We start from the raw sequence: 26,558 nt of genomic DNA on the forward strand, positions 1-26,558 counted from the left end.
TATGCGGGCCCATTCTCATTCGTTCAGTGGTCAAAATGAGGGGTAATGAATTCGTTTAGGTCAAGAGTGAAGGCCCGTAATAAACTAATGAAAGCAACCATTTTCATGGAGCGATGAGGAGGTAGACCGATGGCAGATCGCTGGATACCAAGTCCATGATGATGCACTGCGGTCTCCCAAAGGACTTTACCATAAGGCACTTAGTGTGGAGGAATGCGTGGAACGAATCTTCTCCTCATTCCTGTCGACGATCAACAGACTATAAGGCTGAGCATTCGGGATGGGGATCATTTTACTCACTTTTTGGACTCGATCAAAAACATGGATTCCGCTATCCAAGGAAACATGCAGATGATGCTGTAAATCTTTTTCATGAGTAACAGTAATTTTCTTCGTAACGCTTTGACCGATAAACAGAAGATCTCCATACAGCTCCACGCCTCGGGTAAATCCATTACACCGGAATATGACCTCCTTGTCTTTTCTCACTTCGAACTCCAAGGAATTGCAGTAGTACAATGCATCCCCGCCCAGAACAACGCTATGAGGCTTACTCAGCTTTTGATCATGAATGTGTGTGATTTGCCCTTTATCCAAGCAGTACTCCATCACGACCCCTGACGGCCCTTCTGTTGTCCGCCACTCTTTTTCCAAGGAAAACATGGAGACAAACAGCCTGTTTCCCTGAATCCACAAATCGTTCATGTGATGGATATCCCTGTTTTCTTGGGAAAACCGAATTTCATCTTCTCTGTTTAGTGTCAACGGATGGAAGATCCCGATCGAATTCGTCCTCGTTTCGACAATGTATGCTTTATGGTTATGGACGAACACCCCATGATAATCCATGGGATTGCTTTTGCTCCGTACGAGGATACGGCCATTCTCGTCTAGAAGGTTGAGATCGTCATAGGTCGCCATCACGAAATGCGCTCCCCACCTTGCGATGCCCCGACAATTGTCCGTCAACAATTTCGTAAGGAGAAAGCACCCTTCGTTTATTTCCAGAACATACAGTCCCCCGTTCACGTTGCTACAGGTGACGAGCAACTTGCATTTTTCGATCCCTAAAATGGTACGCACCCCTCTCTTCTTTCCTAACATGTGTTTCGCAGTCCGTTTACTAATGACCAAAAGAGGTGTTTCGATCGCCATGTCGCTCATTACTGTCGTGATTCCCACTTACAATCGGGAGAAGTATCTCTCCACAGCCATCGAAAGTGTGTTGAACCAATCTCTCAAAGAATGGAAGTTACTCATTGTAGATGATGCCTCTACTGACCAGACTCGAGTAATCGTTGAAAAGTATCTCGATGATCCACGCATCGAATACATGCTACTGCCTACAAATTCAGGCATCGGAAAAACAATGGCTGCTGCTCTGGAACGAATTGATACGCCTTACTTTGTCTCACTCGACTCGGATGACTGGTTCGATGAAATAACGTTAGAAATTTTGTTGGATGAAATGGAACGACAGCCCGCAACCACGAACGTCGTCTTCTCGAACACTGTGTTTTGGAAGGAAACGGGCGATACGCGAGAACTGTCCGAGATCATGCGGCCTCCGATCTATGAAGATAAGTATTATTACTTGGAAGCTCCAATGGTTTGGCCACGTTTTTATCGGACACAAGCCGTTCGTGATGTCGGTGGATTTGAATATGACGATCCGATGGAGGGCAGGTTTTCTCATGACAAATACATGTTATTGAAATTGATTGGAACAGGAACGATTCACTGGGTAGACGCGAACCTGTATCATTATTTAATTCACGAGAGCAACAATTCCAACACGAAAAATTGGCCAGAGTGGACAAAGGCCAGGAAATATATTCTCACGAAAATTTTGAAGCTGTGGGGCGAAGAATACGATCCTGGCTTTGTGTACACACCCGAGGGATGGATTTATGTGAACGAGCTCATTCCAAAAGAAAAGCCTTCATAACTGTTCCTCTACAATTTGCTTAAACAGGGTCAATGCCCGCGCCACCGCTTGATCCATGTTGTAGTACTGATAATCCGCAAGCCTCCCCGCAAATAGCACCTGATCCCGAATCTGCTCCGCTTCTTGTTTGTAGAGACTGTAGCGTTGACTGTTTTCCTTGCGAGGAATGGGGTAATAAGGCTCGTTCTCCCCAGGTGTATACGGCTGTGAGTAGACGAAGGATATGGTAGTGTGAGGAGAGACTTGACCTGTGAGATGCTTCTGTTCGAGGATTCTGGTGAAGTCGTATTCATTGGGATAGTTCACGGTTCCAACTTCTTGGTACCATTCCTTTTGATGCGTTTCAAAATGAAAACGCAGACTTCGATAAGGCAGATGCCCATGCTTATAGCCAAAAAAGGCATCGATGGGACCGGTGTAGATCATTCGTTTATACCTGATTTCATCAGCGATTTCCTGATAGTCCGTATTCAGAAGCAGCTTAATATTGGGATGGTTCAGCATGCGGTTGAACATAGCTGTGAAGCCATGCAACGGTATTCCTTGATACGTATCCTGAAAATACCGATTGTCCCTGCTTACGTATACAGGAACCCTCGCGGAAACAGACTGGTCCAGCTCCTCCGGCTTCAAATCCCAATGCTTGATCGTATACCGGTGAAATACTTTTTGATAAATGAAATCAGCTAAAAAGCCAAGATCTTCATTTGCATGCTCCCGAAGCTTCAAAATCGGTATCTTCGCTCCAAATCCATATTGACGAATCAGCAAGCTCGAAAGCTTCTGCGCATATTGCGGGGAAAACAAAGCAGAAAGTGCATTGAGATTGAAAGGCAGTGGTATTTTCATGCCATCGACAGAAGCACGGACCTCATGAAAGTACGGCCGCCACTGGGTAAAACGCGACAAATAGTCCCATACCAGCTTGGAATTCGTATGAAAGGTGTGCGAACCGTATTTGTGAATCAGTATCCCCTGCTCATCATAGCAATCGTAGGCATTTCCTCCGATGTGATTGCGCCCCTCTACCACCAGCACTTTTTGATCAAGTCCATTGGCAATCCGCTCTGCGAGTGTAGCACCCGTAAATCCAGCTCCGACAATCAGCCAATCCACCTTCATGTTAGACTCACATCCTCCAGTCTTAATGAGATCCACTCACTCCCTCACCATTCCGTTAATACCCTAGTAAATGATGTTGTAATTTTTCACTCGGGAGTGAACTCTACATGAATGCAAACTGGTACGAACACTACACACGCTGGAACGAGTGCGAATCCCTCGACCCAGAGCTTCGTCAGCAGTTAACCGCCATGCACGCTGATGAAAAGCAGCTTGCGGATTGCTTCTCTGGTCCGATTTCATTTGGAACGGGAGGCATGCGCGGGGTCATGGAGCCGGGAATAAACCGCATCAACCTATACACGATTCGCAAAGCAAGCGCAGGGCTGGCCCTATATTTGCTCGAAACATACCCGGATCTGCCCGTCAAAAAAGTCGTCATCGCCTATGATTCACGGAGACACTCACAGCTATTTGCTAGGGAAACCGCCACAGTTCTCGGTCAGTACGGGATTACTACATGTATATTCAAACAGCTGACTCCTACCCCTCTGCTTTCCTTTGCCGTACGCCACTATTGCGCCTGTGCTGGCGTTGTCATTACAGCCAGCCACAATCCGCCCGAATATAACGGCTACAAAATTTACGGAGCTGATGGGGGACAAATTACACTCGCGACAGCCGAACGACTGATGGAGCATATCGCTGCAGTCGGAAATGAACTCGAAATTACCCCAGCCACAGAGCAAGAGCTATACAACAATGAGCTTCTTCACTACATGGACGATTCTCTCTTGCAAGCGTATCTGGAAAAAGTAAAGCAATTGCGCGTCCATGCAGACTTATCTCATGCGATCCGGGAGCAAGTGAAGATCGTCTTTACTCCCCTACACGGTACGACGCATGACTCCATCACACGTGGATTGAAATTGTTCGGGTATACACAAGTGAGTGTTGTTGAAGAGCAAGCTGTCCCCGATCCTAACTTTTCGACCGTAGCCTCGCCTAATCCCGAGGAACCCGAAGCCTTTCTATTAGCGATTGCATACGCCAAACAGTTGGATGCCGACATAATCATGGGGACGGACCCTGATGGAGATCGGCTGGGTGTACTCGTCAAAAATCAAGCAGGAGACTACGCCGTACTTACTGGGAATCAGTTGGGAGCCTTGCTTCTTCATTACCTGCTGGATACGAAACAAAAAAAGGGGGAGCTCCCCTCTAACGGCATTGTTTTGAAAACGATCGTCACATCCGAATTGGGCAGAGCCATCGCAACAGATTTCGGTGTATCGACAGAAGACACCTTGACAGGCTTCAAATATATTGGAGAAAAAATCGATGCCTACCAAAAGAGTGGGGCGTACGTCTTCCAGTTTGGTTATGAAGAAAGCTACGGATACTTAATCGGCGATTTTGTCCGGGATAAGGATGCCGTACAAACTGCCCTGTTGCTTGCCGACATGTGCGCGCATGCCAAATCACAGCACAAAAGCTTGTATGATGTCATGAATGACTTGTTTAGCCGATACGGTCATTATGCAGAAGAGTTGGTTTCCTTTACGTGCAAAGGAGCAGATGGCATGCAAAAAATATCGGCAACAATGGCTTCCCTGCGCAATCAGCCACCATCCCGTATCTCCACCCACCCCATCAAAGCCATCGAAGATTATGTCAGTGGTCTTCGCACAGATTGTCAAACTCGCACATCCACACCCCTCACCTTGCCTGCTACAGATACGATCAAATACTTTTTCAACGATCATTCCTGGTTTTGTGTCCGCCCCTCAGGCACGGAGCCCAAAATCAAAATTTATATCGGAGTGAAAGGAACCAGCCAGCGCGATGCGCAAGAAAGGCTTTTCGCCTTGAAACAGTCTGTCTTGAAAGAGCTCGGATTTCAAACAAATTAAAAAAGATTAGGGTTCCCAAATCCGCAGCAGGGAGGCGACTGCCGTTTCGTGGTACTCCACGGCACATATACTAGGAAAGAGTTTGCTAGCGTGAGCCTAGTAGTGTCATTTTGAAGGACAGAGGAGATGTATATCGTGAGTTTACCCATCGTGTTTATCCACAGAGATGATGAGGAGCATGTCGGTATATGCATGCAACAGGCGAAAACCAGCAATCCTTCTTCTCGAGTCATTCTGATTGGGAGTCCTGAAAACAAACATCTTTGTGGCAATAACATAGAGCATTACCTATTGAGTAAGTACAATCAAAGCGCCCAAATCTTCTCCAATCATTACAAGCACTCCTCCGACCTGAGCAGCTACGCTTACAATCTGTTTTGCTTTTTGCGTTGGTTCGTCCTGCGTGATTTTATGAGGAGCCAAGGTATCGAGCGCTGTTGGTATTTCGACTCGGACGTGATGCTATACACCGATATTAGCCAGCTCGACTACGCGGCCCTCTCCAATTTTGAGTTTGAGTACACGTGGACCACAACCTGCGAATTGAGCATGCTCGATCAATTATGCGACTACATGACCAAATTTTTCCGCGAGCATCTTCACTACCAAACTCTGATTACCTATGCGAAAGAAAACGGAGACGTGCCCGTATCAGATATGGTGCTGTTTGTCTTTTTTCACAATTACGCCCTTCGGCGCAGTGCTACGTATGGCCAGATCGAAGCTGGTTTTTTTGACCATAATCTGAACTGTCCGTTTCCTCCCTTTACTCCGCAAATCCACAACCTAGATAATAAAAAGCAAATTTATCAAAAAGACGGCATTCTTTATTCCAAATTCATAGAAAAGGAGGACTACCTCAAGGTTCATACTCTACACTTTCAAGGACACGCGAAAGGATATATCCCTTACTTTCGCTCACAGGACATCCCGAACACAGATGATTATATGTATTTCGACTATCCGACCTGCAACTGGGTGCGTGCCGAGCCCTGATCCCAATAATTTCCCTTTGGGAACGAGCTATGCGCCGTGCCATTTTTTCACGTTTTTCCATATTCATAATATGTTAAGCTGTTCATCCTTCGCTATAAGCATCATGGACAGGGGGGATTCGACTCATGAAGGCATTGATTACCGGAGTAACGGGATTTGCCGGCAGTCACTTGGCTGAGTATCTACTGTCGCGGGGAGATGTAGATGTTTACGGCACATTCCGGTCCCTTACCAAAAAGGAGCAGCTGGGGCAACTGATGGACCGCGTGCATATGGAAAACTGTGAATTAAAAGATCCCCAATCTGTAAATGAACTCATCCAGAAACTAAAGCCTGATCTCATTTTTCACCTGGCTGCACAAAGCTTCGTCCCCACCTCAGTGCTCTCGCCTGCCGATACGCTGGTGAACAATATTGTGCCACAGCTAAATTTGTTTGAGGCCGTACGCAACAATGCTGTTCCGTGCAAGATTCAAATCGCTTGCTCCAGTGAGGAATATGGTTTGGTCTATCCTGAGGAAATCCCCATTAAGGAGACCAATCCCCTCCGGCCTCTCAATCCATACGCTGTCAGTAAAATTGCCCAGGATTATCTCGGATACCAATATCATCACAGTTACGGTCTGGCAATCATCCGTACCCGGACGTTTCATCATACAGGTCCGAGAAGAGGCGAAAGCTATGTAACGTCCAATTTTGCCAAACAAATTGCCCAAATTGAACTCGGTCTGCAAGAGCCAAAAGTACACGTTGGCAATCTCGGTGCGATTCGAGACTTCACGGATGTACGGGATATTGTGAAAGCGTACTGGTTGGCCATTACGCGAGGCGAACCAGGTGATGTATACAATATATCCGCGGGTACCCGTTATACCATCGAGGACATGTTGAAGACGCTGCTGGCGCTGACTGATGTGCAGGTAGAAATACACGTAGACACCAATCGGTTGCGCCCCTCTGATGTAGACATCGTATTGGGTGACTCTTCGTTGTTTCGCGAAAAGACGGGATGGGGGCCCGAGATCTCTTTCCAGCAAACAATGGAAGATTTATTGAATTACTGGCGCTCTGTGCTGCGCCAACCTAACAGCTCTTGAAAACGTCGAGTGGATGAGTAGAAAAAATCAGGAGGGAACTTTTTATGTCCATGCAATCCCTTCCTCTCGTAAGTGTCATCACCCCTTCGTACAATCAGGCAAAATTTATCAAACGAACGATCGATAGTGTACTGACACAAGACTATCCCCATATTGAGCATATTGTGGTCGATGGCGCCTCAACTGACGGGACACAGAGTATCTTGCAGCAATACAGCCATCTGGCAGACCGCTTCCGCTTTGTTTCTGAACCAGATCGCGGCCAATCCCATGCCATCAATAAAGGATTACAAATGGCGCGTGGTGAGATTATCGGTTGGCTCAATTCAGATGATACGTATTTTCCCGGTGCCATTCGAAAGGCTGTCGCAGCCTTGCAGCAACATCCCGATTGGGGCGTGGTTTACGGAAAAGGGCTCCACATTGATGAGAATGACAAAGTAAAGTATCCGTACATTTGGATGGAGTTTGACAGAAAAAAATTGTTTCATCTCAACCTCATCTGCCAACCCGCGGCTTTCCTGCGCAAGCATGCCTTTCAAGCAGTTGGCGGTGTAAATGAGGAGCACGACTGGTGCATGGATTACGATCTGTGGAACCGGATTTCCCTGCATTATCCGATTGGAACGATACCGGAATTCTTGGCCAACTCCCGCTTATACGACGCGTGCAAAACGTTCGTCTATGAATTGGAGCCAGGCTTTTCCGAAATTTTGAAAACAAGCGTGAAGAATCATGGCACCGTCTCGAATGAATGGCTCCATCACTACACGCAGAAGCATTACAATCAAGGAGCATTCTGGTTTCTCCACAAGCTGAAAGCGTATCATGCATTCGGACCCTCTCCCCAAATCATTGCATCCAATCGCTACTCGGACGCATGGGCTCCCCAAAACCTGCGAATGACTGTCGAAGCCAGCCACGGACCGATGCACGCTTTGCTTATCAAAGGAAGCAACCGTAATATCGCCCCACTCTTGCATTTCCATGTCATGAGGAATGGGACTCTCATTCACAAATTCCAAATTACCCATGCGCGTTTTCAAGTTGTGATTCCCATTACCTCTGAGGGAAAGCAAAGTGAAGTGAGTATTTTTTGCAGCCAGCAGATCCTTCAGGACCACCCCAATAATCCTGAAGCCAAACGATCTGTCAGCTACCACCTGGAAGAAATACTCCCGCTTTCTTATGAGGAGTACCAATTTTATCAGGAATTCTCCAAAGGCAAGGCCCATATCGAAAAATGGGTAAATCGCAGAGTCCCTTCGCCTCGAATTTGAATGCGGACGAGAAAGGCAGGTTGACATGAATTGAATCTGGCGAAAAAACGGATTGTGGTTACTGGTGGAGCAGGATTTCTAGGAAGCCACGTCGTTCATCAATTGCGCAAGATGGACTGTACCGACATCTTCATCCCTAGAAGCCATGAATACGATCTTCGCAAAGAACATGATGTGAACAAGATGCTGCAAGATTTCCGTCCCGATATCATTCTTCACTTGGCTGCCGTCGTCGGCGGAATCGGCGCGAATCAAAAAAATCCCGGTAAATACTTTTACGATAACTTGATGATGGGCACCCAGCTCATGGAGCAATCCCGCTTATTCGGTGTCGAAAAATTCGTAGCCATCGGAACCATTTGCTCCTATCCGAAGCACGCGCCAGTTCCGTTCCAGGAAGAAGATATTTGGAATGGTTATCCTGAAGAAACCAATGCTCCGTATGGCTTAGCAAAAAAAATGATGTTGGTGCAATCGCAAGCTTATCGCGAACAATACGGATTCAATTCCATTTATTTGCTCCCTGTCAATTTGTACGGTCCAGGCGACAACTTCGATTTGGAAACCTCACACGTCATCCCTGCCATCATCCGAAAATGTGTGGACGCTATTCGCAATGGCGAGAAGAAGATCGTACTCTGGGGAACAGGCAGCGTCACACGCGAGTTCATTTATGTTGAAGATGCCGCACAGGCGATTATTGCTGCAACCAAGAGCTACGATCAATCTGAACCGGTCAATATCGGTTCCGGTCATGAAATTTCCATCAAAAGCTTGGCGGAAACGATCAAGCAACTAAGCGGTTTCCAAGGAGAGATCGAATGGGATAAAGCCAAGCCTGACGGACAACCGCGCCGCCTTTTGGATGTGACCAAAGCTAAAGAACGGTTCGGCTTCGTGGCACAAACTTCCTTACTCGCCGGATTGGGGAAAACGCTCGCTTGGTACATGGCACATCCTCACGCGCAAGGGAGGATCCCTACATGAGAGTAGGAATAAACTTGATGTCCGTGATTCCTGGCAAAATTGGCGGGATGGAACAGTATGTCAGGAACTTGCTGGCCTACTCAATGAAAGCAGGGGACGGCCATCAGTGGTTTCTTTTTTTATCGTCTCACAATTTCCATACCTTTGAGGCGCAACCAAATGTCAGGAAATTCATGGTCCCCGATCAAGGAAATGTTCATGCGATGTTTCACTTCTGGATTAACTCCCTTCAACTAAACTTGTGGTTTTGCCCTCTGCTTGTCTTGAATCCAGCCGATGTCACCATTCCTTCTGTCATCAACATTCCTGATATCCAACACGAGTATTACCCAGAGTTTTTCGATGCTCATTCCTTGCGTTGGCGGCTGGACAACTACAAATCGTCCGCTCAACGTTGCAGTGCCGTGCTGACTCTCTCGGAGTTTTCCAAGCAAACGATCCTCCAAAAATTCGGGCTTCCCCCGCATAAAGTACATGCGATCCATCTGGATGCTTCGCGGGAATTCACCTTGCCGCATAACGAGGCACTCAACCAACAGGTCCTGCAAAAATATAAGTTGCCCAGCGACTACGGCTTTTTCCCCGCCAATACATGGCATCACAAAAATCACCTGAATGTATTCAAAGCCCTCGTCACTTTGCGAGATAAACACGATATACGGATTCCCATGGTTTTCACCGGTTTTGCGCAAGAGGCTCATCAAAACGTCATGAATTACATCACGAATAACCAGCTGTGGAACCAAATCAAATGGCTCCATTACGTACCACAGGAAGAGATGCCTTACCTGTATCGGAATGCTCAGTTCCTTTGCTTTCCTTCCCTTTTCGAGGGCTTTGGCATTCCGCTTGTAGAGGCCATGAAGTCCAACATTCCAATCATTTGCTCCAATGCAGGGAGCATTCCAGAGGTGGTAGGTGACGCTGCTCTCACCTTCGATCCGAATATTTCCGATGATATCGCGGTGAAACTCGCCCATCTTTATTTGTCACCTGACGCAAGAGCAGAGCTGGTTGCCAAAGGCATCCATCAAGCAAAGCATTTTTCATGGGAGAAATGCGCGCGCGAAACACTGGCTGTCTTTTCTTCCGTCGCACGCTAATGTCATTTGAAAGGAGGTCATCTTTGTATGTCACGCATGCAACAAATTCGGGAGTCGTGGAGGAAGGAGCGCCGAATCCCGTTTCCGTTATCAGAACAAGAGACTTGGGATTTTTGGCTGTTGGAAGCACCGACAAACGATTTGAAAAAGTCAAAGATCAAGCATATAGCAAAAACGATGGGCATACGCACCTTGATCGAAACAGGTACGTTTAGGGGCGACATGTTGCAAGCGATGAAAAACCATTTCGACTTGCTCGTTTCCATCGAGCTGGATGAAGCTTTGTTTATCGCGGCAAAAGAGAGATTCTCTGGTGACAGCCACATCCATATCCTCCATGGTGACAGTGGAGAAGTATTGACCAACCTGATGCACTCTGTTACAACACCTTGCCTGTTTTGGCTAGACGGTCATTACATTCCCCGCTCAACTGAGGCAGCCAAAGGAAACCTGGACACCCCCATCTTGCAGGAACTTGCTGCCATTATGCAGCATTCTGTTCAAAATCACGTCATTTTGATTGATGATGCTCGTTGCTTTATTGGTCCCAATCCACTGCTAAAGGATTATCCTACTATCCTAGAGCTACAAGAATTCGTTCATTCTATTCGTCCTGATCTCTTATTCGTTGTAGGAAATGACATCATCATGATCTACAATCCACTTGAAGGAGCAACGAATTCGATGAAGAAAGTTGACTTTCACCTGCCGTTTGACAATCAAACCTTTACCGTCTATGGGGATGACTCCGATCAAAGTGTCCTGTTCTTTATGGACTACTACAAAGGATACTATGAAGACTATGTCATTCTTCCGCTGAAAAAAATCGTACAACCTGACCATGTTTGCCTAGACATCGGTGCGAACATCGGAGCGATATCACTCGCCCTGAGCTATCTCGTTCCCCAAGGAAAGGTTTATGCATTCGAGCCCTCGGATGCCAATTATCCTTACCTCCTGCGAAACCTGTCTGAGAATCACATCACCAATGTCGAGCCACTTCAGCTCGGAGTAGCGGACCGGAACGGTAACATTCATTTTACTGACGACCCACGTGGAGGCGGATGGTCTTACATCCCGCATGAGCCAAAAGACGTGGCGAAATCCACTCAATTTATTTCATGTGTCAGGCTGGACGACTGGGTAGAACAGAATATGATCTCGCGCATCGATCTCATTAAAATCGATGTGGAAGGTTCGGAGGTCGTCGTCTTGGAAAGTGCCATGCGCACACTGAAGCAATGGGACCCGGATGTGATCATTGAATTCAACCCAGAAAGCATCAAGGAAAATTTCGGAAGACATCCACTCGTGCTATACACACTGCTGGAGAAATTGTTTACCCATATGTATATGTTTAAGCGGGACAATACGGTGGTGAAAGTGAAGAACTACAACCATTTATTAGATGAAATGAAACCTTACCACGCTGATCTGTTCTGCACAAACAAGACTTTCCTCGATTAAGCGTACACGATAAAAACATGGCTGCAGGCTCGCCATGTTTTTTGTTTCGCTGCTATTTGAAAGTGGCCAATACCTTCGTCAACCCATCCTCCAGCTTCACTTGGGGATTCCACCCTAGTGCTTGCAGTGGTCGAATATCTGCTTGTGAATGCATGATTTCTAAGTCTTTATAAGCAATCGATCCGAACTTCAGAACCGTGCTTGATTGGGTCATCTGATGAGCCAGTTCTACAAACGCTCGGATCGAGGTTGCCGTACCTGTCCCTACCTGGTACTCCGTAAAGCCTGCCGGTAGACGGGCAGCATGCACCAACAGCGCACGAAAGGCAGAAACAACATCATCCACATAAATAAAGTCCCTTGCTTGCTTCCCTTCTGTCAACCTTAGTTCAGGCTGATTTTCCAGACAGCTTTTGATGACAGCAGGGACAAATTTATTCACATTGTCATAGGGACCATACATATGCTCCAGCCTGACGTTGATGAATGGCAGGGAAGACGTATCTGCTAGGCATTTTCCCCATTCTCTAAACTGACGCTTCGTCAAATTGTATGGTTGTAGATGTCTGGATAATCGGACGGGCGCACTCGAAAACGTATCCGTATTCAGAAAAACAGGAGTGGCAGAGCGCATGGCCACATCCAGCAGTTTCAGCGGAAAGCTCACATTGGCATCTACCATCATGGCATTGCTCTCGTTGTTGCGTCCATAGCAGGTTGCCGTATTGATGATCGCATCGATTCTCCCCTGTTCGAAAAAAGGAGCTTCCCATTGACCGCGATCCGTATCATACGTAATCAAATCAGGCAATATGTCTTGGATACGCGAGCAATCCGAGGTGCTCCTTTTCAAAACGATGACGATATGTCCGTCCAATCGCAGCGCTTTTACGAGCTGGCTTCCGAGAAAGCCTGTTGCGCCGGTCACAAGTATCTTCATTCGGAGCGCCCCCCTTCACCTGCTTGGCACTCTTCTTAAATCCAGTTCAAGTCGATGTTGTGAATTTGTTTTTCTTGCATGACCATCCGAAAGTGATCGGCCTTCGTTTTCAAGTCTTCGATGAGCCATTCATGATTTTCTACGACGATTTTTTCTATTTGCTGGTGTAAATTTTGCTCCACGATTTTTTCCAACAGTTCAAATTCTGCCCCTTCGATATCGATTTTGATCAATTTGATCGGACGATTGAGCATTTGGATAAACTGTGTCAAATCGATTACCTCTACCTCTACATACTTTTCGGGATTCGTCACAGGATGATTATCTAAAAGAGAAGAGGCATAAGCAGACCCTGCCGGATCAGTTTGGTAAAACTCATGCAAATGCAAGCGCAGCTTGTCGTTTTTATGCCAAACCGCTTTGTTTATACATACGACATTGGGATAGGATCCTACCCTTTTTTTCAATTCCTCAAATACGTATGGATTCGGTTCAAATGCAAAGACGAGGGCGCCTTTATCCGCCATTTTTTGAGAAATGACCCCGTAATTTGCCCCACAATCGATAGTGATGTCCCCGTATCCGATCGGAGAAAAAACTTCTTCACTGTTCTCGTTTAATCCGCCCACTTCTGCTTCCTCCTTCAAGTTCGGCTGGTTGCCCATGCTGCTTTTCCGGATTTCCACAGATCTTCCAAGTAGTTTTTATCTCGCAACGTATCCATTGGATGCCAAAAACCAGCATGTTTGAAGGCCATCAGTTGATTCGCCTTGGCCAAGTTCTCTAACGGCTCTTTTTCTAATACAGTCTCATCACCCGTAATATAGTCAAATACGCCCGGCTCCATGACAAAAAAACCAGCATTGATCCACCCGCCGTCCCCCTTTGGCTTCTCTTGGAATCCTGTTACGGTATTCCCATCGGCAATATCCAATGCTCCAAATCGGCCTGGCGGTTGAGTCGTGGTGATCGTTGCGAGTTTTTTATGCGCGCGATGAAATTGAACCAGCTGTACAATATCGATGTCGGATAAGCCATCTCCATACGTCAGCATGAATGTTTCTTCTCCCACATATTTCTGTATCCGCTTCACTCTTCCAGCTGTTCCTGTGTCTTTACCCGTATCAATCAATGTGACTCGCCACGGAGCAGCATTGTGGTTGTGAAAGGTGACTTGATTGTCGTTTCGAAAATCAAACGTCACATCAGAATGGTGAAGGAAGTAGTGCGCGAAGTACTCCTTGATCATATAGCCTTTGTACCCGAGACAGATGATGAAATCATGGAAGCCATACTTGGAATAAATGGACATGATATGCCAAATAATGGGCCAATCACCGATCTCAATGAGCGGCTTCGGACGAAGATGCGTTTCTTCTCCAATGCGCGTGCCATACCCTCCTGCTAGGATGACGACTTTCATTGGCTGCCCTCCTTCCTCTGTTGATCACTGGGCCCTATCTGAGTACGCTGCAATTTGGGCCAAACAGATCTCCCTTACGTCTTGCTTTTGCTGATAAGCCTTATGCCAAGAGATGATACTGTCCAAGGTCTGTTCGAGCGACCACTTGGGCTTCCAGCCTACTACACTTTTTGCTTTGGAACAGTCCAGCTTTAAATATTGGGCTTCGTGCCATTGTGAATCGGTTCGTTCTGCTTCAAAGCAGGCCCCAGCTCCCCATCGCTCACACAATTGCTGGACGATCCACTCTACCGATTTGGCATCTTCGTCATTCGGACCAAAATTCCAGCTCTGCGCGTAATCCTTGCCATTCCGCCACATTTTTTCAGCGAGCATCAAATACCCTTTCAATGGCTCAAGGACGTGCTGCCACGGCCGAATCGCGTTTGGATTTCGGATGATGATTTTCTCTCCCTTGATCAAGGCGCTCAGGCAATCCGGTATCAGGCGATCAAGAGCCCAATCACCGCCGCCTATCACATTGCCTGCTCGTGCTGAGGCAATAGCTACACCATGCTGGTGATACTGGTCGGGGTGGAAAAAAGCATTGCGATAGGAGGCAGTCACTTGCTCCGAACATGCTTTACTGTTGGAGTACGGGTCATAGCCGCCCAACACATCCTGCTCACGGTACCCCCACACCCACTCCCGATTTTCGTAAACCTTATCCGTCGTAACATTGATGATTGCTTTGATTTTCATTCCGTTTTGCACAGCCACTCTCGCCGCTTCGAGTACATTCACCGTACCCATGACATTGATTTCGTAGGTTTCCGCGGGATATTGATAAGACAAACGCACCAGCGGCTGAGCAGCCATGTGGATGATGATATCCGGATTTGCTTGGTTGATGGCTTTTTGAACGCTTTCCTTCGACCTGACATCATCGATGATCGAATCAACCAATGAGCTGATCTGGGCACACTCAAAAATACTCGGATTTGTCGGAGGAGACAGGGCATACCCTGTCACCTTCGCCCCTAAGTCATGCAGCCATAAGCATAGCCATGCCCCTTTAAACCCCGTATGACCTGTAATCAACACTTTCTTGTCTCGCCAGAACGCTGGATCAATCATCGTGATCACCGTGCTTCCCAATCTGCTCCAGAATCGCTGACCACGTCATTCCGAGTCGAACGATATCTTCTTCCACCAGCTGACTTCCCATCTGTACCTCGATGAATTCCAGCTCATTCGTGGCTTTGATTGCATGTTTGGCCCCTACCGGAATTTGCAATACGTCACCTGGGCCAACTTGGCGCAGCTGATCATCCAAAATGAACTCACCGCACCCCTCTACGATCATCCAAACTTCGCTACGGTGGTGATGGTACTGATAGCTCAAATTTTTCCCAGCGTGTATATGGATCCTTTTCGTTAATACTTCTACGTCGTCTTCATTCTTTTGAAAATGCATAACCTGATACCATCCCCAGCGCCGCTCTTCATACATTGGGCGCTTTGTCCAATCCAAAGCCAAATTTTTGACCATATGACTTTGCTCCTTGGAAGAAACGAGGATGCCATCCGGACTGGCTGCCACGATCATATCCGCTACACCGATGGACACGATAGGTATGTCCAATTCGTTGATAACATGGGTATTCGTGCAACTCTCATCAAGCAACACCTTGCCGATTGCATTCCCGCTCATTTCTTCCGTGAGCGTATTCCATGTCCCCAGATCCTTCCAATCTCCGTCATACGGGAGAACGACTACTTTCTCTGCCTTTTCTACGATTTCATAGTCAAAGCTGATGGCAGGCATTTGGCTATATTGCTCAAGCATGCGGTTGTATTCAGTAGGCAATCCTTTTCGCTCCAATTCACGAATCAGATAGCCCAATCGAAAAGCAAAAATTCCACAATTCCACAGGGCCTTCTTTTCTACTAAATCCTGCGCTTGCTCAAGGGACGGCTTTTCTTTGAAGCTTTTTACTTTTTGATAGGCATGAGACCTTTTACCCTGAACAGAGTCTGATTCTAGCTGCGGAACAATGTAACCGTATTTCGTAGATGGATACGTAGGTTTTACCCCGATTAATGCGAGATTCGCACCTGAGCTGAGAATGACGTTCTCTAGCTCCTTGATCCTGTCCATGAATCGATCCTCAACGAATGGATCAACAGGCATGATGGCTATGACCTCATCCGGGTCCGTTGTCAAAGCAGAGTAGAGATAGGTCACTGCTAAAGCAATGGCAGGGAAGGTATCCCTTTTTTCCGGCTCCACGATCAAGGGAACGCGTTCACCTAATTGGCTTTGGAGCAAATCAACATGCGATCGGCCTGTTGAAATATAAACGGGCTCCGACCAATTGCGCGAGGCCAGCTGTCTCCACACTCGTTGAACCATTGCCTCTGGTTGGTCATGTGCATTGCGTATCAACTTCAAGAACTGTTTGGATCTGACATCATTGGAGAGCGGCCACAGCCTTTTCCCTGAACCACCCGATAGCAATATCAGTTTCACCCAGGCCACCTCTATCCGTTTATCGTGTTGTATGAACCATCTTATGCGTTTGTCGCAGTCGATGCTCTATGGTCCACTGAAAATGGTCAAATAACACGAGGGATGATAGAAGCCTATAAGAACTGAATCCAACGATTCGATATATAATCGAAAATGTAAGAACCTGCTTGGGGGAGATAGGGAGCTGTGAAAAATTTCATATGATGCTTCGTGTATCCTTGAAAATGAAGAGAAAACAACGGCAAATATAGACTCGTTGCCGTATCTTTGCAGCACAGAGCTCCATTGATCGAGTAAATTTTCTTAAAGCCATACAAATTCTCCACCGAAGCGGAATACTGAATATTCCCATCAACAAAGCCATCATGAAACAAGCCGTTCGTGATTTGGTAATCCTTGAATTGCTCAAGAAATAGCAAAGCCAGCACCATATCTGTAATTAAAGGCTGATTGAATCTTACATGTTCCTTTCTCTGCATCGTGTAATGGACGACTTTCGCGAACGTAATCGGATTAGCAAACTGAGACGTCATGAACTCGCAAAATTTTTCTAGATTTTGACTATCTACGAAATTGGTCCATACGAATTCCATCATAAAGTTGGCAAAGCGCGGATGGTTCACGTCGGTAAACAGCATGACATCCGTATCGATATAACAGCATTTCGGAATTTGATGCTTTTTCATAAACGCCAATAAAATATACCATCTTTGAAAACAAAACAGATTGTATTCATAGGGCATGAAATGAATATGTTTATAGACTCTCGTCATTTCGATAGCGGCATGCATGTAATCGTCTACCATCTCGTGAATGATGCCGTTCATAGCATACCTTCTGTTTCCCCCATTCCCAATCAGATAGACGGGCGAATGGGGATTACTTCTTTTCGCTTGCTGCAAGCTATATGTGAGATAATCATCGTCCCCCCGATGGATGATCACTATGGGCAAGGGCATACTCTTTCCGCCTCCTTTTTCTCCCCATACTTTATGTATGTGACAGACAACGAGAAACGGGCATATGCCTTTTTTCCGAAAACCTACTGGTTGCCAAGCAACTTTAGACCTGAATAGGACGAAATTAATGCATTTATATCATTTCCCCCAGCACGGTCCGAACATATCGTATAGGGCAAGCACCATGCAATGAAGGGGGACATGTCGATGGGCAAATTTTGGACCGATCAAGAAATCCTCGATGAGATCAACAACGGACGTTGGTGGTACCATAAAATCACGCTGAGACCCGGTATTGTCACACCCGGGATTACGCTTCTGGAAAATGTATGGAATATGACGAGACAATCCAGAGAATACATCCAATATTCGGGGAAACGTGTCCTTGATCTCGCTAGTTTTGATGGTATGTGGGCTTTTGAAGCGGAGCAACGAGGAGCAAATCTTGTCGTGGCTACGGATTGTATGCAGCCGCTTTATTCGAATTTCGAGTTTTGCAAGAACATCCTGCAAAGCAAAGTTTTGCCGCTGTACAATACCAGTCCTTATAAACTATGGGAAGGGCTTCAAGTACTGCTAATGGACGATTTTACAGAACCAATGCCATTCCCTCATCAAATTCGGCACAATCAATTTGATGTCGTCCAGCATCTTGGTCTGCTCTATCATCTGCGCGATCCGATGTGGACATTGTCGCAATGCCGAAGCGTGATTAAACCAGGCGGGCACCTCTTGTTGGAAACTGCCTGTATTTTGGATACGAATCAATCCATCATGGTTTACAACGGAGCTCCTGGACAAATGAATCGAATTTACAAGGACGATACCACTTGGTGGCTGCCGTCCGTACTTTGCATTGAGGAAATGCTGAAGAGCACGCTATTTGAAGTCATTCCTGAATCAATTCGGACCATCCCCTCTGGCAAAATAAACAATTACGATGCAGGTCGCATCAGCCTCGTGGCAAGAGCCATTCCTGGCAGCGCGATCGACCATAACTGTCACGCGGAGTTACTCCGTATATTCCGCAATCCAGGGATCGTTCCGGATTACCTGTAATAGCCGGGTAAAATGAAATCGGGTGCACAAGATCAACGATGCTTGTGTACCCGATTTTCCATTCTTTCATAGTCTGATGGTAGTGCATGCATTTTTTATGATGGAAAGATGGGAGTGAATCTCGTGTCCCACTCACACCAACCTTTAGTGAGTATCATTACGCCCTCTTACAACCAAGGCCGGTTTATTCGTGAGACAATAAATAGCATATTGACCCAGGACTATGCAAACCTTGAGCATATCGTGGTAGATGGAGGCTCGACTGACGATACGCTCTCCATCTTGCAAGAATATGCACAAAAAGATCCGCGCTTCCGTTTTATTAGTGAACCGGATCGCGGACAGTCTCATGCGCTTAACAAAGGCTTTGCGTTGGCAAGAGGGGAAATCATTGGCTGGCTGAATTCAGACGACACCTATGTACCCGGCGCCATTTTGAAGGCTGTTCACGCTTTTGCGGGTAACCCGGCCTGGGGAATGCTTCACGGCAATTGCCATGTGATGAACGAGTACGGTCAAGTATCCACCACCTACCCGTCTGAACAGGCTGATTCCAAGAAGTTGTATCAGAGCTGCGTGATTTGCCAGCCTTCTGCTTTCATCAGAGCCCACGTCTTCAAGCACATGGGGGGCGTTGATGAAAAATTGCAATTTTGCATGGATTACGACCTGTGGATGCGCATCGCCAAATTTTACCCCATCGGTTATCTACCCCACTATTTAGGAAACGCTCGAATCCACACAGCGTGCAAATCAGCTACCCAATGGCATTCCGTCGGAGTACCTGAAGTCTTACGATCTCTTGCGAAAAATTATTCGTCCATACCCAGCCACTGGATATCGTACGTTCCACACTACAAAGGCATGGGGGTACTCGACCTGCTGAGGCTCTATAAGTCTTTCCCATCCAATACAACCAGAATTACAAGCATGAATCGGGGGATGGACTTGTGGGCGCCTCCTGTCCTGCGTGCGATTGTGGAATCGGCTCCTTCTGCACCCGCTCAAATGTTGTTAGTGAAGGGCAAAGTCCCTGGCTCCCCCGTAAAATTGCCGAAGCCCATTATTTTGACTGCGCTCGTGAATGGCCTAAATGTAAAAAGTTTTACTGTTGATAAACCCACCTTTGCCCTCGAAATTCCACTCGATCCGAATGCCACCACGCTTCGTGTGGACATCGCGTCTTCCAGTGTCGGTTTACCGAGCACCCCTCAGGTCCAACAAAGAATTGCGGGGGGATACATGGCCGAAGAGATTATCCCTCTTTCGTATGACGAAGTGATCGTGTACAAAGCTTTTTCGAGGAGCTAACCTTTTAATTCGAGTATAGCTTCGTCTCAATGACAGCCGCCGCTCCGGCTATGGCAAGCAGGAGCAACAAAGGATAGGCGGCTGGCACATACATATACAACCCAACGATCAAAGCGCCAACCCAAACTCCCACGCACCAATGGCAGCTCAACAATCTCCCTATCCATTGGCGCACCCTCCCGCCTTTAAAATGAAAGTCCCGAACCATTTGGCCCGACTCATCGGGTACATATAATACCTGATAAAATGGGCTTCGCAGAAAAGACGTGATCTCATCAAAGACAATCAAATGCGTGAGACGAAAGCTTGCCAGCACGAGGATGATCAGGTCGATCCAAGAGAGGTCAAACATTCCACCTCCACCTCTTTCCAATATTTTGTGCTTTTCTCATTTGTTCCACATAAACCTTTACCTCTTTGAAAAAAGGGATGAAAAACACGAGCGTGCTTGAAGTGGAAAAGATGCTCGATGCACTCAATTACGACTACAAGCTGGTAGTAGACAAGATCTACAACAGCAACACAGCTTATAACGTCAAAGCGTTCCAGAAAAAATACAAGCTCAAGCAAACAGGCATTGTAAACAAAGCTACATACGATAAATTGAAGAGCGTGTACCAAGCACGCAATCAAGAGCAGCCTAAACCAGATACGAAGCCAACCTTCCCAACAAATCCAACGACTCCGGTAACACCGGGTAAGCCTGAGCAACCGCAAAACCCTGGTGCTGGCATGAAAATTCCTCTACCCGCTGAATTGACGTCTGAGGAAAAAGAAATGGTTCAACTTGTGAATCAAGAGCGCACCAGCCGCGGCCTCGCACCCTATCAAGTGGACATGCAGTTGGTGAAAGTTGCACATGTGAAAGCCCAAGAGATGGTAACTAAAGGTTACTTTAGCCACACGTCTCCCACTTACGGCTCACCGTTTCAAATGATGGATACTTTTGGTATTCGCTATTTGGCTGCTGCTGAAAATATTGCTCAAAACTATTCTGTAAGCAGCGCCCATCAAATGTTCATGAATTCTTCTGGGCACAAAGCCAATATCATGAGTCCAACATACGAGTACGTAGCCATTGCTGTCGTAAATGGCGGTCCTCACGGGAAAACGTTCGTACAAATGTTCTTAAAAAAATAGAAGCGCCGAACGGAAAAGCCATCATTTCTACTGAAATGGTGGCTTTTCTTCCATATTAAAAAGACACGGCGATCCGGTTATTGGCTGAAAAGTGTACCGTCTGATCGTTGCACAGCACGACGCCCTCGACGACTATTCCCTTCCCCGCTTCTTGTTTCATAAAAGAAATCTGGAAGTTTTGGAACGCTTCCGTCGATTCTGGCGGAATGGATACAGGCTGGATCGGCGCTATCCAGTATTCCCCTCTCTCCATCGCTTGCGCAAACCAATCGTCTTCTAGGTATCTCCATCCTTTTAAGCCCGATGTACCTTGCACGGCCATTGTCTCCACGAGCTTCGGTGGCAATACTTGCCCTCCCATTTTGATCGAATCGACAGGCGAGACGCGCAGGCAAACGATTGGATTGTTCAGTTCAACGTTCCCCGTATTTTTCACCTGAAGGGTTCCAATTAACAGGTACGGCTTCTCAACTGATTGGGAGTGAATCAACGTGTAATCAAAATACACTTCTGCCGCTGTACGCAATTCAACTTGTTCAGGCACTTCTTCCACCGGATGAATGGCCACTACCTGTTCCAGCAGTTCTTCTTCTGCCAGTATCAACAGCTCTTCCCGTTCACTGTCTGATTCACTGTTTAATTCACTGTTTAATTCACTCTTTAATTCACTGCTTGAGTCACTTGCCTCATTAGTCGGCTGGTCACTTTCCTGAATCGTGCTTTGTTTCTCTGCCAATGGCTTTTCGTCTGCCCCCTGCTGGCTCTCCTTGTCTGAGGTAAGTAGCATAGTGGAATAAAACAGCTTTAAAATGTTGGGGGGTAAAAACGCCATTGGTTGAATGTGTAATCCATTTTGGAAATACTCTAAAACCCCTGACGCTAAGTGGAGGGCAATTTTTTCCGCATAGACCTTACGATTGTTCACTTCAGTATAATGCGGCAACTGTAACTGGATGTGCACGATCGATGGTTGCTTTTGGTTTTTGAGTACTTTATAGTGACACGGGATTCCTGACTGCTGCATTTCTGTCCGCAAACACTTCACCAGATCTTGCCGCTTTTCATCCTCCGACTGAAAGAAAATCAATCTGGGTTTTTCAAGGGTTCGCATTTCCTTCAAACTGAAACGTATGGCGACATCCGTATTTTTAGCCAGAGCCGAATTGTTTTGGCTTAAGACAACCTCCATACCGCTATCAGAGAGAAATTTTTGAACGTTCCCCAATACCTCCCACTCGTAGGCGGTCCCTCCTGAAGTTACACCTGTAAAAAGAACGCAAACTTTTCCTTTCAACCCCGAATCCAGGTCAACTCTTTTATTCGTCGAATCCCACTTCAATTGAAAGCCATTTTGCTTGCAAAACAAACGAAACGCTGGCAGAGCCGCGTACGGCATGGTCCCGCCACGTTGACCACTGTAATATACCTCAACATCCATTCCCATCTCTCCTCACGACACTTTCCGTCAGTCCGCGATATTGTATGAATGCCCAGTGTCCAAAGTGAACATTTTTGGTGATGACTGTTCCGAAGAAGCGCTTTGCGCATACGATGGCTACAGAAAGGAGTGGTCATATGCCCACCTCACAAATGCCCCTAATCTCCATTATCATTCCTGTAAAAAATGAGGGGGACAATGTGCGTTCTACCATCACTTCCCTTTTGAATACAAGAACCACATATCCGTATGAAGTGATCGTAGTCGATGATGCCTCAACTGATAACGGTTGTCACTTTTTACAAGACCAAGGGCAAAATGAAAAAATAAAATTAATCACAACAGAAGGCATTGGTGCTGCAGCAGCACGAAACTTGGGCGTGAATCATGCCCGCGGCAACTACTTCATTTTTTGCGATGCCCATCTGTCATTTGAAAACTTTTGGATCGATCGCATGATGGAGCTCATTCTTACCAAAAAAGCAGATGGCGTTGCTCCCGGAATCGCTTCGATGACGGAGCCTCATAAAATAGGTTATGGGCAAAATCTGAATCAAAAGCTCGAGATCACCTGGTATCCAAAGCCATCAGGCCTATCACCAGTTGCAATATTGCCAGGGGGATGCTTCCTGGTCACCAAAGAAGCTTTTATGAAAGTCGGGGGTTTTGATCGCGGTTTTCGCATATGGGGATTTGAGGATATCGAGTTTTCCATCAAAATGTGGCTGTTTGGATATACGTGTATGGTCCAGCCATCCGTAAAAATCTTGCATTTGTTTAGGCAAGTTCACCCTTACACAGTTGCACATGAGCACATTTATTACAATATGCTTCGTATGGCCTACAGCCATTTTAACGAACAGCGAATTGAGGCAGCCAAAAAACTTGTGCTCTATGCAAATGCGAGTGAAATTGCGGATGATGTGCTGACTTGCGGGGCTGCCGCTCAGCGTGTTCGATACACTGCCCAAAGAAAATTCGACGACAATTGGTTTTTTCAAAAATTTCAAATTCCATTCTGATAAGATAGTGACCTAAAAAATAGGCGCATGCTCAACATGCCAAACTCCCGTTGCCCACATAGTATGTAACTGCAAAGCAAACTCCCTAGGAAAGGAAGGATTCTTACGGTGAAACATCACGTGAAGCCCATTATGGGTCGCCAGCTCCCTACACCGACGCCTACAGCAACTCCTCCTATATCGAACAACTTGCAGGAAGAGTGCATTCGCGTCAACAAGGTGTATGACTGGGTAGTATTAGCGAACAGCTACCGAAACAAGATTGCCATTCCCGACGATTGTCAAGCTCTGGTAGACGCTGCAATTCGTGCAGGGCAAGATATCACGCTCTCCTGCGTTGAACCAGTTTCTCCTGGTCCTACTTGCAGAGTCGTCAGTATTCGCCGCGAGAACATTACAGTCAATGGGACCACTGTTCGGGTCGGCGTTGTTCGCTTCGTGTTCGGAGCCACTGTGCTCGTTCGCGTCTTCGCAGACGGAACACCTCTCTGCGAATTCACAACAACAGTGCAATTCGATCAGGAAGTCGTTCTCTGCCTGCCTGAACCGCTTGATGAAGACAATATCTTGTGCCGAATCAGTGCTTTCGAATGCGCGCCGACCGGTACAGTTCTCCTCGGTGGCATGGTTCAACTCGACGTCATTGTCTGCGTAGAAATCCAGGTAGAAGCAGAAGTCAAGCTGGAAGTATTGGCGAAATTCTGCTCGCCGCGTCCTAACAACATTCGTGTACCTGATCCAACGCCTTCTTTCCGTTGCCCGCCGATCTCATTCCCGCCACAATGCCCACCAATCTTCCCTGTACGCAACTGCGATTGCCAGGCGTCCGTCAACGCATTAATACCAAACATCTCCGTATCGATCGGTATCCCGCTCGCCATTGCCGTTGGTACCATCCAGCTTCTCGCGGATATCTGCCCAAGCTGCGATCCATCCAGCAGCTCGTTTACCTTTAACTTCTTTGATGCTCTCCTGCCTGATGTCCTTGGCGATCAAAGCTTCAGCTTCTCGCCAACGACCATCAGCTCTCCGACATGCATTACCGTACTGCCTATCCTGCCAATTGTGACAGGTCTGGTCGTAACAGGTACTGGTGTACGGACATTCACAGCAACAGGCGCACAAGAAACGGTGACCTACTCCCTGACACTCGCCGAAACAGGACTCGGACTGCCAGACGTCATCATCCTGACACTGCATGACTCTAATGGCATCCTCGTCTTCAGCGTCACAATCACAGTCGTTCCAGACGAACAATTGCTGGTTGCCGATTGCATCACGTTCGGGGATATTGTCATTACCACTCCGTAAGAAAAATATATTCGTTTCCAATCAGGCGGGAGAAGGACAACACTTCTCCCGTTTTTTCTATAAATGAACAGTCACGACAATACAAGCACCAATTCCCACCCCGTACATATGTCTATATGGGAAAGCCAGACGGAAAAAGGAGGACAACACTGTGTACAAAAGGAGAATCTCCAATGCTAACAAGTCGAGAGAAAACGAGAAGCTCCTCCTGCTAAAAAAACAAGCACACTACTACGAAGAGAAAGCAAACCAACTCATGCAAGAAGTGTGGTACCTACAGAAGCAGATAGAGGAAACGTCCCAAAAAAACGAATCATACAGAGAGCAGCATGAACAATTGAGCCAGACCCTCCAGGACTTGGACAGCAAAGGGGCAGAATGGAAGCAGCGCTTGAATGATTCACAAGATATGCTTCAAGAAATGAAAAGCAAGCTCGACTACTACGAGCCTCTCCTGAAACAGCGCGAAAATGCCATAACCGACCATCAGGAAACAGAAGCAAAGCTAAAAAATTCAATCGACAGCTTGCAAACCGAGATCAGAGAGCAACGAAAAGGTCCACGGTTGGAAGAGATCATGTCCAAACATCAAGCGCAGGAAGCACACTTACGCGAGCACATTGAATTGCTCCAACGTCGAGTGCAGAGCTACGATCAAAAAGAGGCACAATGGCAAACAACGTTACACGAGCAAGAACAGCAGCAGCAAAGTCAAATCGAGGAGCTCCTGCATGAACGCCAGCAGCATTTAGACATGATCGCACATCTGGAGCAGCAACAGCTTACGTGGAAACAAGCTTTGGATAATGTGAATGAAGAGTTTGAGAGTGCGCAAATGAGTCAACAGGAGCAACTATTCAAAATTAAATCTTTGAATCAGCAGTTGGATGACGCACGGGCACGAGAAGAGCAGACACTCTCTGACCTACAGCAGCTTACAGAAGCAAGCGCAAAATGGGAGCAGCGGGAGCAAGAACTACAGGTGCGGGAGCAAAACCTCCACGCATTTGAGCATAGTCTCCAGATGCAGGAGCAGGACCTTCAGGATATTGAGGAAGAGTTGCAGGGGCAAAGCCAAGAACTGCATTCCCTAGCGCGTAGTCTGCAGACGAAAGAACAGGAGCTACTCTCTTTCGAACAAGACCTCCAGACACAGGGGCTAGACCTGCATTCGCAGACGCAACAACTACAAAAACGGGAACAGGAACTTCTCGGCCTTGAACAAGAGCTTCAGACGCAATGGTTAGATCTGCATTCCCAAGCGAATGACCTCCAGACGAAAGAACAGGAGCTATTCTCGCTTGAGCATGACCTCCAGACGAAGGGGCTGGAAATGCATTCTCAGACACAAGATCTCCAAGCACGGGAGCAGGAACTTCTCGGTCTTGAGCAAGACCTGCAGGGGCAAAGCCAAGAACTTCAATCCCTAAAACATAACCTGCAAACAAAAGAACAAGAGCTATTCTCTCTTGAGCATGAGCTCCAGACGAAGAGGCTGGAAATGCATTCTCAGACACAAGATCTCCAAGCACGGGAGCAGGAACTTCTCGGTCTTGAGCAAGACCTGCAGGGGCAAAGCCAAGAACTTCA

The 26,558-nt window shown here is 46.9% G+C and carries 23 protein-coding genes and 1 pseudogene; 14 read left to right on the plus strand and 10 right to left on the minus strand.

Annotated features, from left to right (window positions below):
- Positions 1-186: 186 nt before the first annotated feature.
- The gene (locus tag ACFYU8_RS11145; RefSeq protein ID WP_390298624.1) at positions 187-921 is read right to left on the minus strand and encodes a DUF4915 domain-containing protein; all 735 of its coding nucleotides are present in this window, start codon (positions 919-921) and stop codon (positions 187-189) included.
- A 232-nt stretch (positions 922-1,153) separates the two neighbouring features.
- On the opposite strand from ACFYU8_RS11145, the gene ACFYU8_RS11150 reads away from it, so the two are divergent.
- On the plus strand, positions 1,154-1,948 hold the full coding sequence (locus ACFYU8_RS11150; RefSeq protein WP_390298244.1) for a glycosyltransferase family 2 protein: 795 nt from the start codon (positions 1,154-1,156) through the stop codon (positions 1,946-1,948).
- Here the strand turns inward: ACFYU8_RS11150 and glf are convergent.
- Positions 1,943-3,070, minus strand: coding sequence for a UDP-galactopyranose mutase (glf, locus tag ACFYU8_RS11155; protein WP_390298246.1), 1,128 nt, complete (start codon positions 3,068-3,070; stop codon positions 1,943-1,945). The genes ACFYU8_RS11150 and glf overlap by 6 nt on opposite strands.
- 107 nt (positions 3,071-3,177) lie before the next feature.
- Between glf and ACFYU8_RS11160 the strand changes: the two genes are divergently transcribed.
- From ACFYU8_RS11160 to ACFYU8_RS11190, 7 genes are all read left to right on the plus strand, one after another.
- Positions 3,178-4,923: a phospho-sugar mutase gene (locus tag ACFYU8_RS11160; RefSeq protein WP_390298249.1), complete on the plus strand. Its 1,746-nt coding sequence runs from the start codon at positions 3,178-3,180 to the stop codon at positions 4,921-4,923.
- A gap of 126 nt (positions 4,924-5,049) precedes the next feature.
- Positions 5,050-5,919, plus strand: coding sequence for a hypothetical protein (locus tag ACFYU8_RS11165; RefSeq protein WP_390298252.1), 870 nt, complete (start codon positions 5,050-5,052; stop codon positions 5,917-5,919).
- 125 nt (positions 5,920-6,044) lie between these two features.
- On the plus strand, positions 6,045-7,016 hold the full coding sequence (locus tag ACFYU8_RS11170; RefSeq protein ID WP_390298255.1) for a GDP-mannose 4,6-dehydratase: 972 nt from the start codon (positions 6,045-6,047) through the stop codon (positions 7,014-7,016).
- 44 nt (positions 7,017-7,060) lie between these two features.
- Positions 7,061-8,296, plus strand: a complete 1,236-nt coding sequence (locus tag ACFYU8_RS11175) for a glycosyltransferase family 2 protein (RefSeq protein WP_390298257.1) — start codon at positions 7,061-7,063, stop codon at positions 8,294-8,296.
- Positions 8,297-8,326: 30 nt separating this feature from the next.
- The gene (locus ACFYU8_RS11180; RefSeq protein ID WP_390298260.1) at positions 8,327-9,283 is read left to right on the plus strand and encodes a GDP-L-fucose synthase family protein; all 957 of its coding nucleotides are present in this window, start codon (positions 8,327-8,329) and stop codon (positions 9,281-9,283) included.
- Positions 9,280-10,386, plus strand: a complete 1,107-nt coding sequence (locus ACFYU8_RS11185; protein ID WP_390298262.1) for a glycosyltransferase family 4 protein — start codon at positions 9,280-9,282, stop codon at positions 10,384-10,386. The genes ACFYU8_RS11180 and ACFYU8_RS11185 overlap by 4 nt, the downstream gene beginning before the upstream one ends.
- A 27-nt stretch (positions 10,387-10,413) precedes the next feature.
- Positions 10,414-11,853 (plus strand): FkbM family methyltransferase, encoded by a 1,440-nt coding sequence (locus ACFYU8_RS11190; protein WP_390298265.1) that lies wholly within the window; start codon positions 10,414-10,416, stop codon positions 11,851-11,853.
- 52 nt (positions 11,854-11,905) lie between these two features.
- Here the strand turns inward: ACFYU8_RS11190 and ACFYU8_RS11195 are convergent, their stop codons facing one another.
- The 6 genes from ACFYU8_RS11195 to ACFYU8_RS11220 all read right to left on the minus strand — a co-directional run bounded on the left by ACFYU8_RS11195 (position 11,906) and on the right by ACFYU8_RS11220 (position 17,687).
- Positions 11,906-12,793 carry an NAD-dependent epimerase/dehydratase family protein gene (locus tag ACFYU8_RS11195; RefSeq protein WP_390298268.1) on the minus strand — a complete coding sequence of 296 codons (888 nt, stop codon included), beginning with the start codon at positions 12,791-12,793 and terminating at the stop codon, positions 11,906-11,908.
- Between the two features lie 35 nt (positions 12,794-12,828).
- Positions 12,829-13,422, minus strand: a complete 594-nt coding sequence (locus ACFYU8_RS11200; protein ID WP_390298271.1) for an FkbM family methyltransferase — start codon at positions 13,420-13,422, stop codon at positions 12,829-12,831.
- Between the two features lie 14 nt (positions 13,423-13,436).
- Positions 13,437-14,216 carry a glucose-1-phosphate cytidylyltransferase gene (rfbF, locus tag ACFYU8_RS11205; RefSeq protein ID WP_390298274.1) on the minus strand — a complete coding sequence of 260 codons (780 nt, stop codon included), beginning with the start codon at positions 14,214-14,216 and terminating at the stop codon, positions 13,437-13,439.
- 24 nt (positions 14,217-14,240) lie between these two features.
- On the minus strand, positions 14,241-15,332 hold the full coding sequence (gene rfbG, locus ACFYU8_RS11210; RefSeq protein ID WP_390298627.1) for a CDP-glucose 4,6-dehydratase: 1,092 nt from the start codon (positions 15,330-15,332) through the stop codon (positions 14,241-14,243).
- Positions 15,325-16,728 carry a sugar phosphate nucleotidyltransferase gene (locus tag ACFYU8_RS11215; RefSeq protein WP_390298277.1) on the minus strand — a complete coding sequence of 468 codons (1,404 nt, stop codon included), beginning with the start codon at positions 16,726-16,728 and terminating at the stop codon, positions 15,325-15,327. The genes rfbG and ACFYU8_RS11215 overlap by 8 nt, the downstream gene beginning before the upstream one ends.
- A gap of 113 nt (positions 16,729-16,841) precedes the next feature.
- Entirely contained in the window at positions 16,842-17,687 is an 846-nt protein-coding gene (locus ACFYU8_RS11220) for a hypothetical protein (RefSeq protein ID WP_390298280.1), read from the minus strand.
- Positions 17,688-17,894: 207 nt separating this feature from the next.
- Here ACFYU8_RS11220 and ACFYU8_RS11225 point away from each other — a divergent pair, with 207 nt between their 5' ends.
- Positions 17,895-18,746, plus strand: coding sequence for a DUF1698 domain-containing protein (locus tag ACFYU8_RS11225; protein WP_390298283.1), 852 nt, complete (start codon positions 17,895-17,897; stop codon positions 18,744-18,746).
- 123 nt (positions 18,747-18,869) lie between these two features.
- Positions 18,870-20,057, plus strand: coding sequence for a glycosyltransferase family 2 protein (locus ACFYU8_RS11230; protein ID WP_390298286.1), 1,188 nt, complete (start codon positions 18,870-18,872; stop codon positions 20,055-20,057).
- Between the two features lie 4 nt (positions 20,058-20,061).
- Here ACFYU8_RS11230 and ACFYU8_RS11235 read toward each other — a convergent pair whose 3' ends face one another.
- A complete protein-coding gene (locus ACFYU8_RS11235) occupies positions 20,062-20,409 on the minus strand; it encodes a DUF1360 domain-containing protein (RefSeq protein ID WP_390298289.1) in 348 nt (115 codons plus the stop codon).
- 92 nt (positions 20,410-20,501) lie between these two features.
- On the opposite strand from ACFYU8_RS11235, the gene ACFYU8_RS11240 reads away from it, so the two are divergent.
- Entirely contained in the window at positions 20,502-21,197 is a 696-nt protein-coding gene (locus ACFYU8_RS11240; RefSeq protein WP_390298292.1) for a CAP domain-containing protein, read from the plus strand.
- Between the two features lie 55 nt (positions 21,198-21,252).
- Here the strand turns inward: ACFYU8_RS11240 and ACFYU8_RS11245 are convergent, their stop codons facing one another.
- Positions 21,253-22,635: a hypothetical protein gene (locus ACFYU8_RS11245; protein ID WP_390298295.1), complete on the minus strand. Its 1,383-nt coding sequence runs from the start codon at positions 22,633-22,635 to the stop codon at positions 21,253-21,255.
- Positions 22,636-22,772: 137 nt separating this feature from the next.
- Between ACFYU8_RS11245 and ACFYU8_RS11250 the strand changes: the two genes are divergently transcribed.
- From ACFYU8_RS11250 to ACFYU8_RS11260, 3 genes and pseudogenes are all read left to right on the plus strand, one after another.
- A complete protein-coding gene (locus ACFYU8_RS11250; RefSeq protein ID WP_390298298.1) occupies positions 22,773-23,657 on the plus strand; it encodes a glycosyltransferase family 2 protein in 885 nt (294 codons plus the stop codon).
- A 108-nt stretch (positions 23,658-23,765) separates the two neighbouring features.
- Positions 23,766-24,968 carry a BMQ_0737 family morphogenetic spore coat protein gene (locus tag ACFYU8_RS11255; RefSeq protein WP_390298301.1) on the plus strand — a complete coding sequence of 401 codons (1,203 nt, stop codon included), beginning with the start codon at positions 23,766-23,768 and terminating at the stop codon, positions 24,966-24,968.
- Between the two features lie 151 nt (positions 24,969-25,119).
- A pseudogene (locus ACFYU8_RS11260) lies at positions 25,120-26,558 on the plus strand (hypothetical protein); the annotation flags it as partial.

It is taken from the genome of Brevibacillus sp. NPDC003359, assembly GCF_042878995.1.
In the GTDB taxonomy this organism is placed as follows: Bacteria; Bacillota; Bacilli; order Brevibacillales; family Brevibacillaceae; genus Brevibacillus.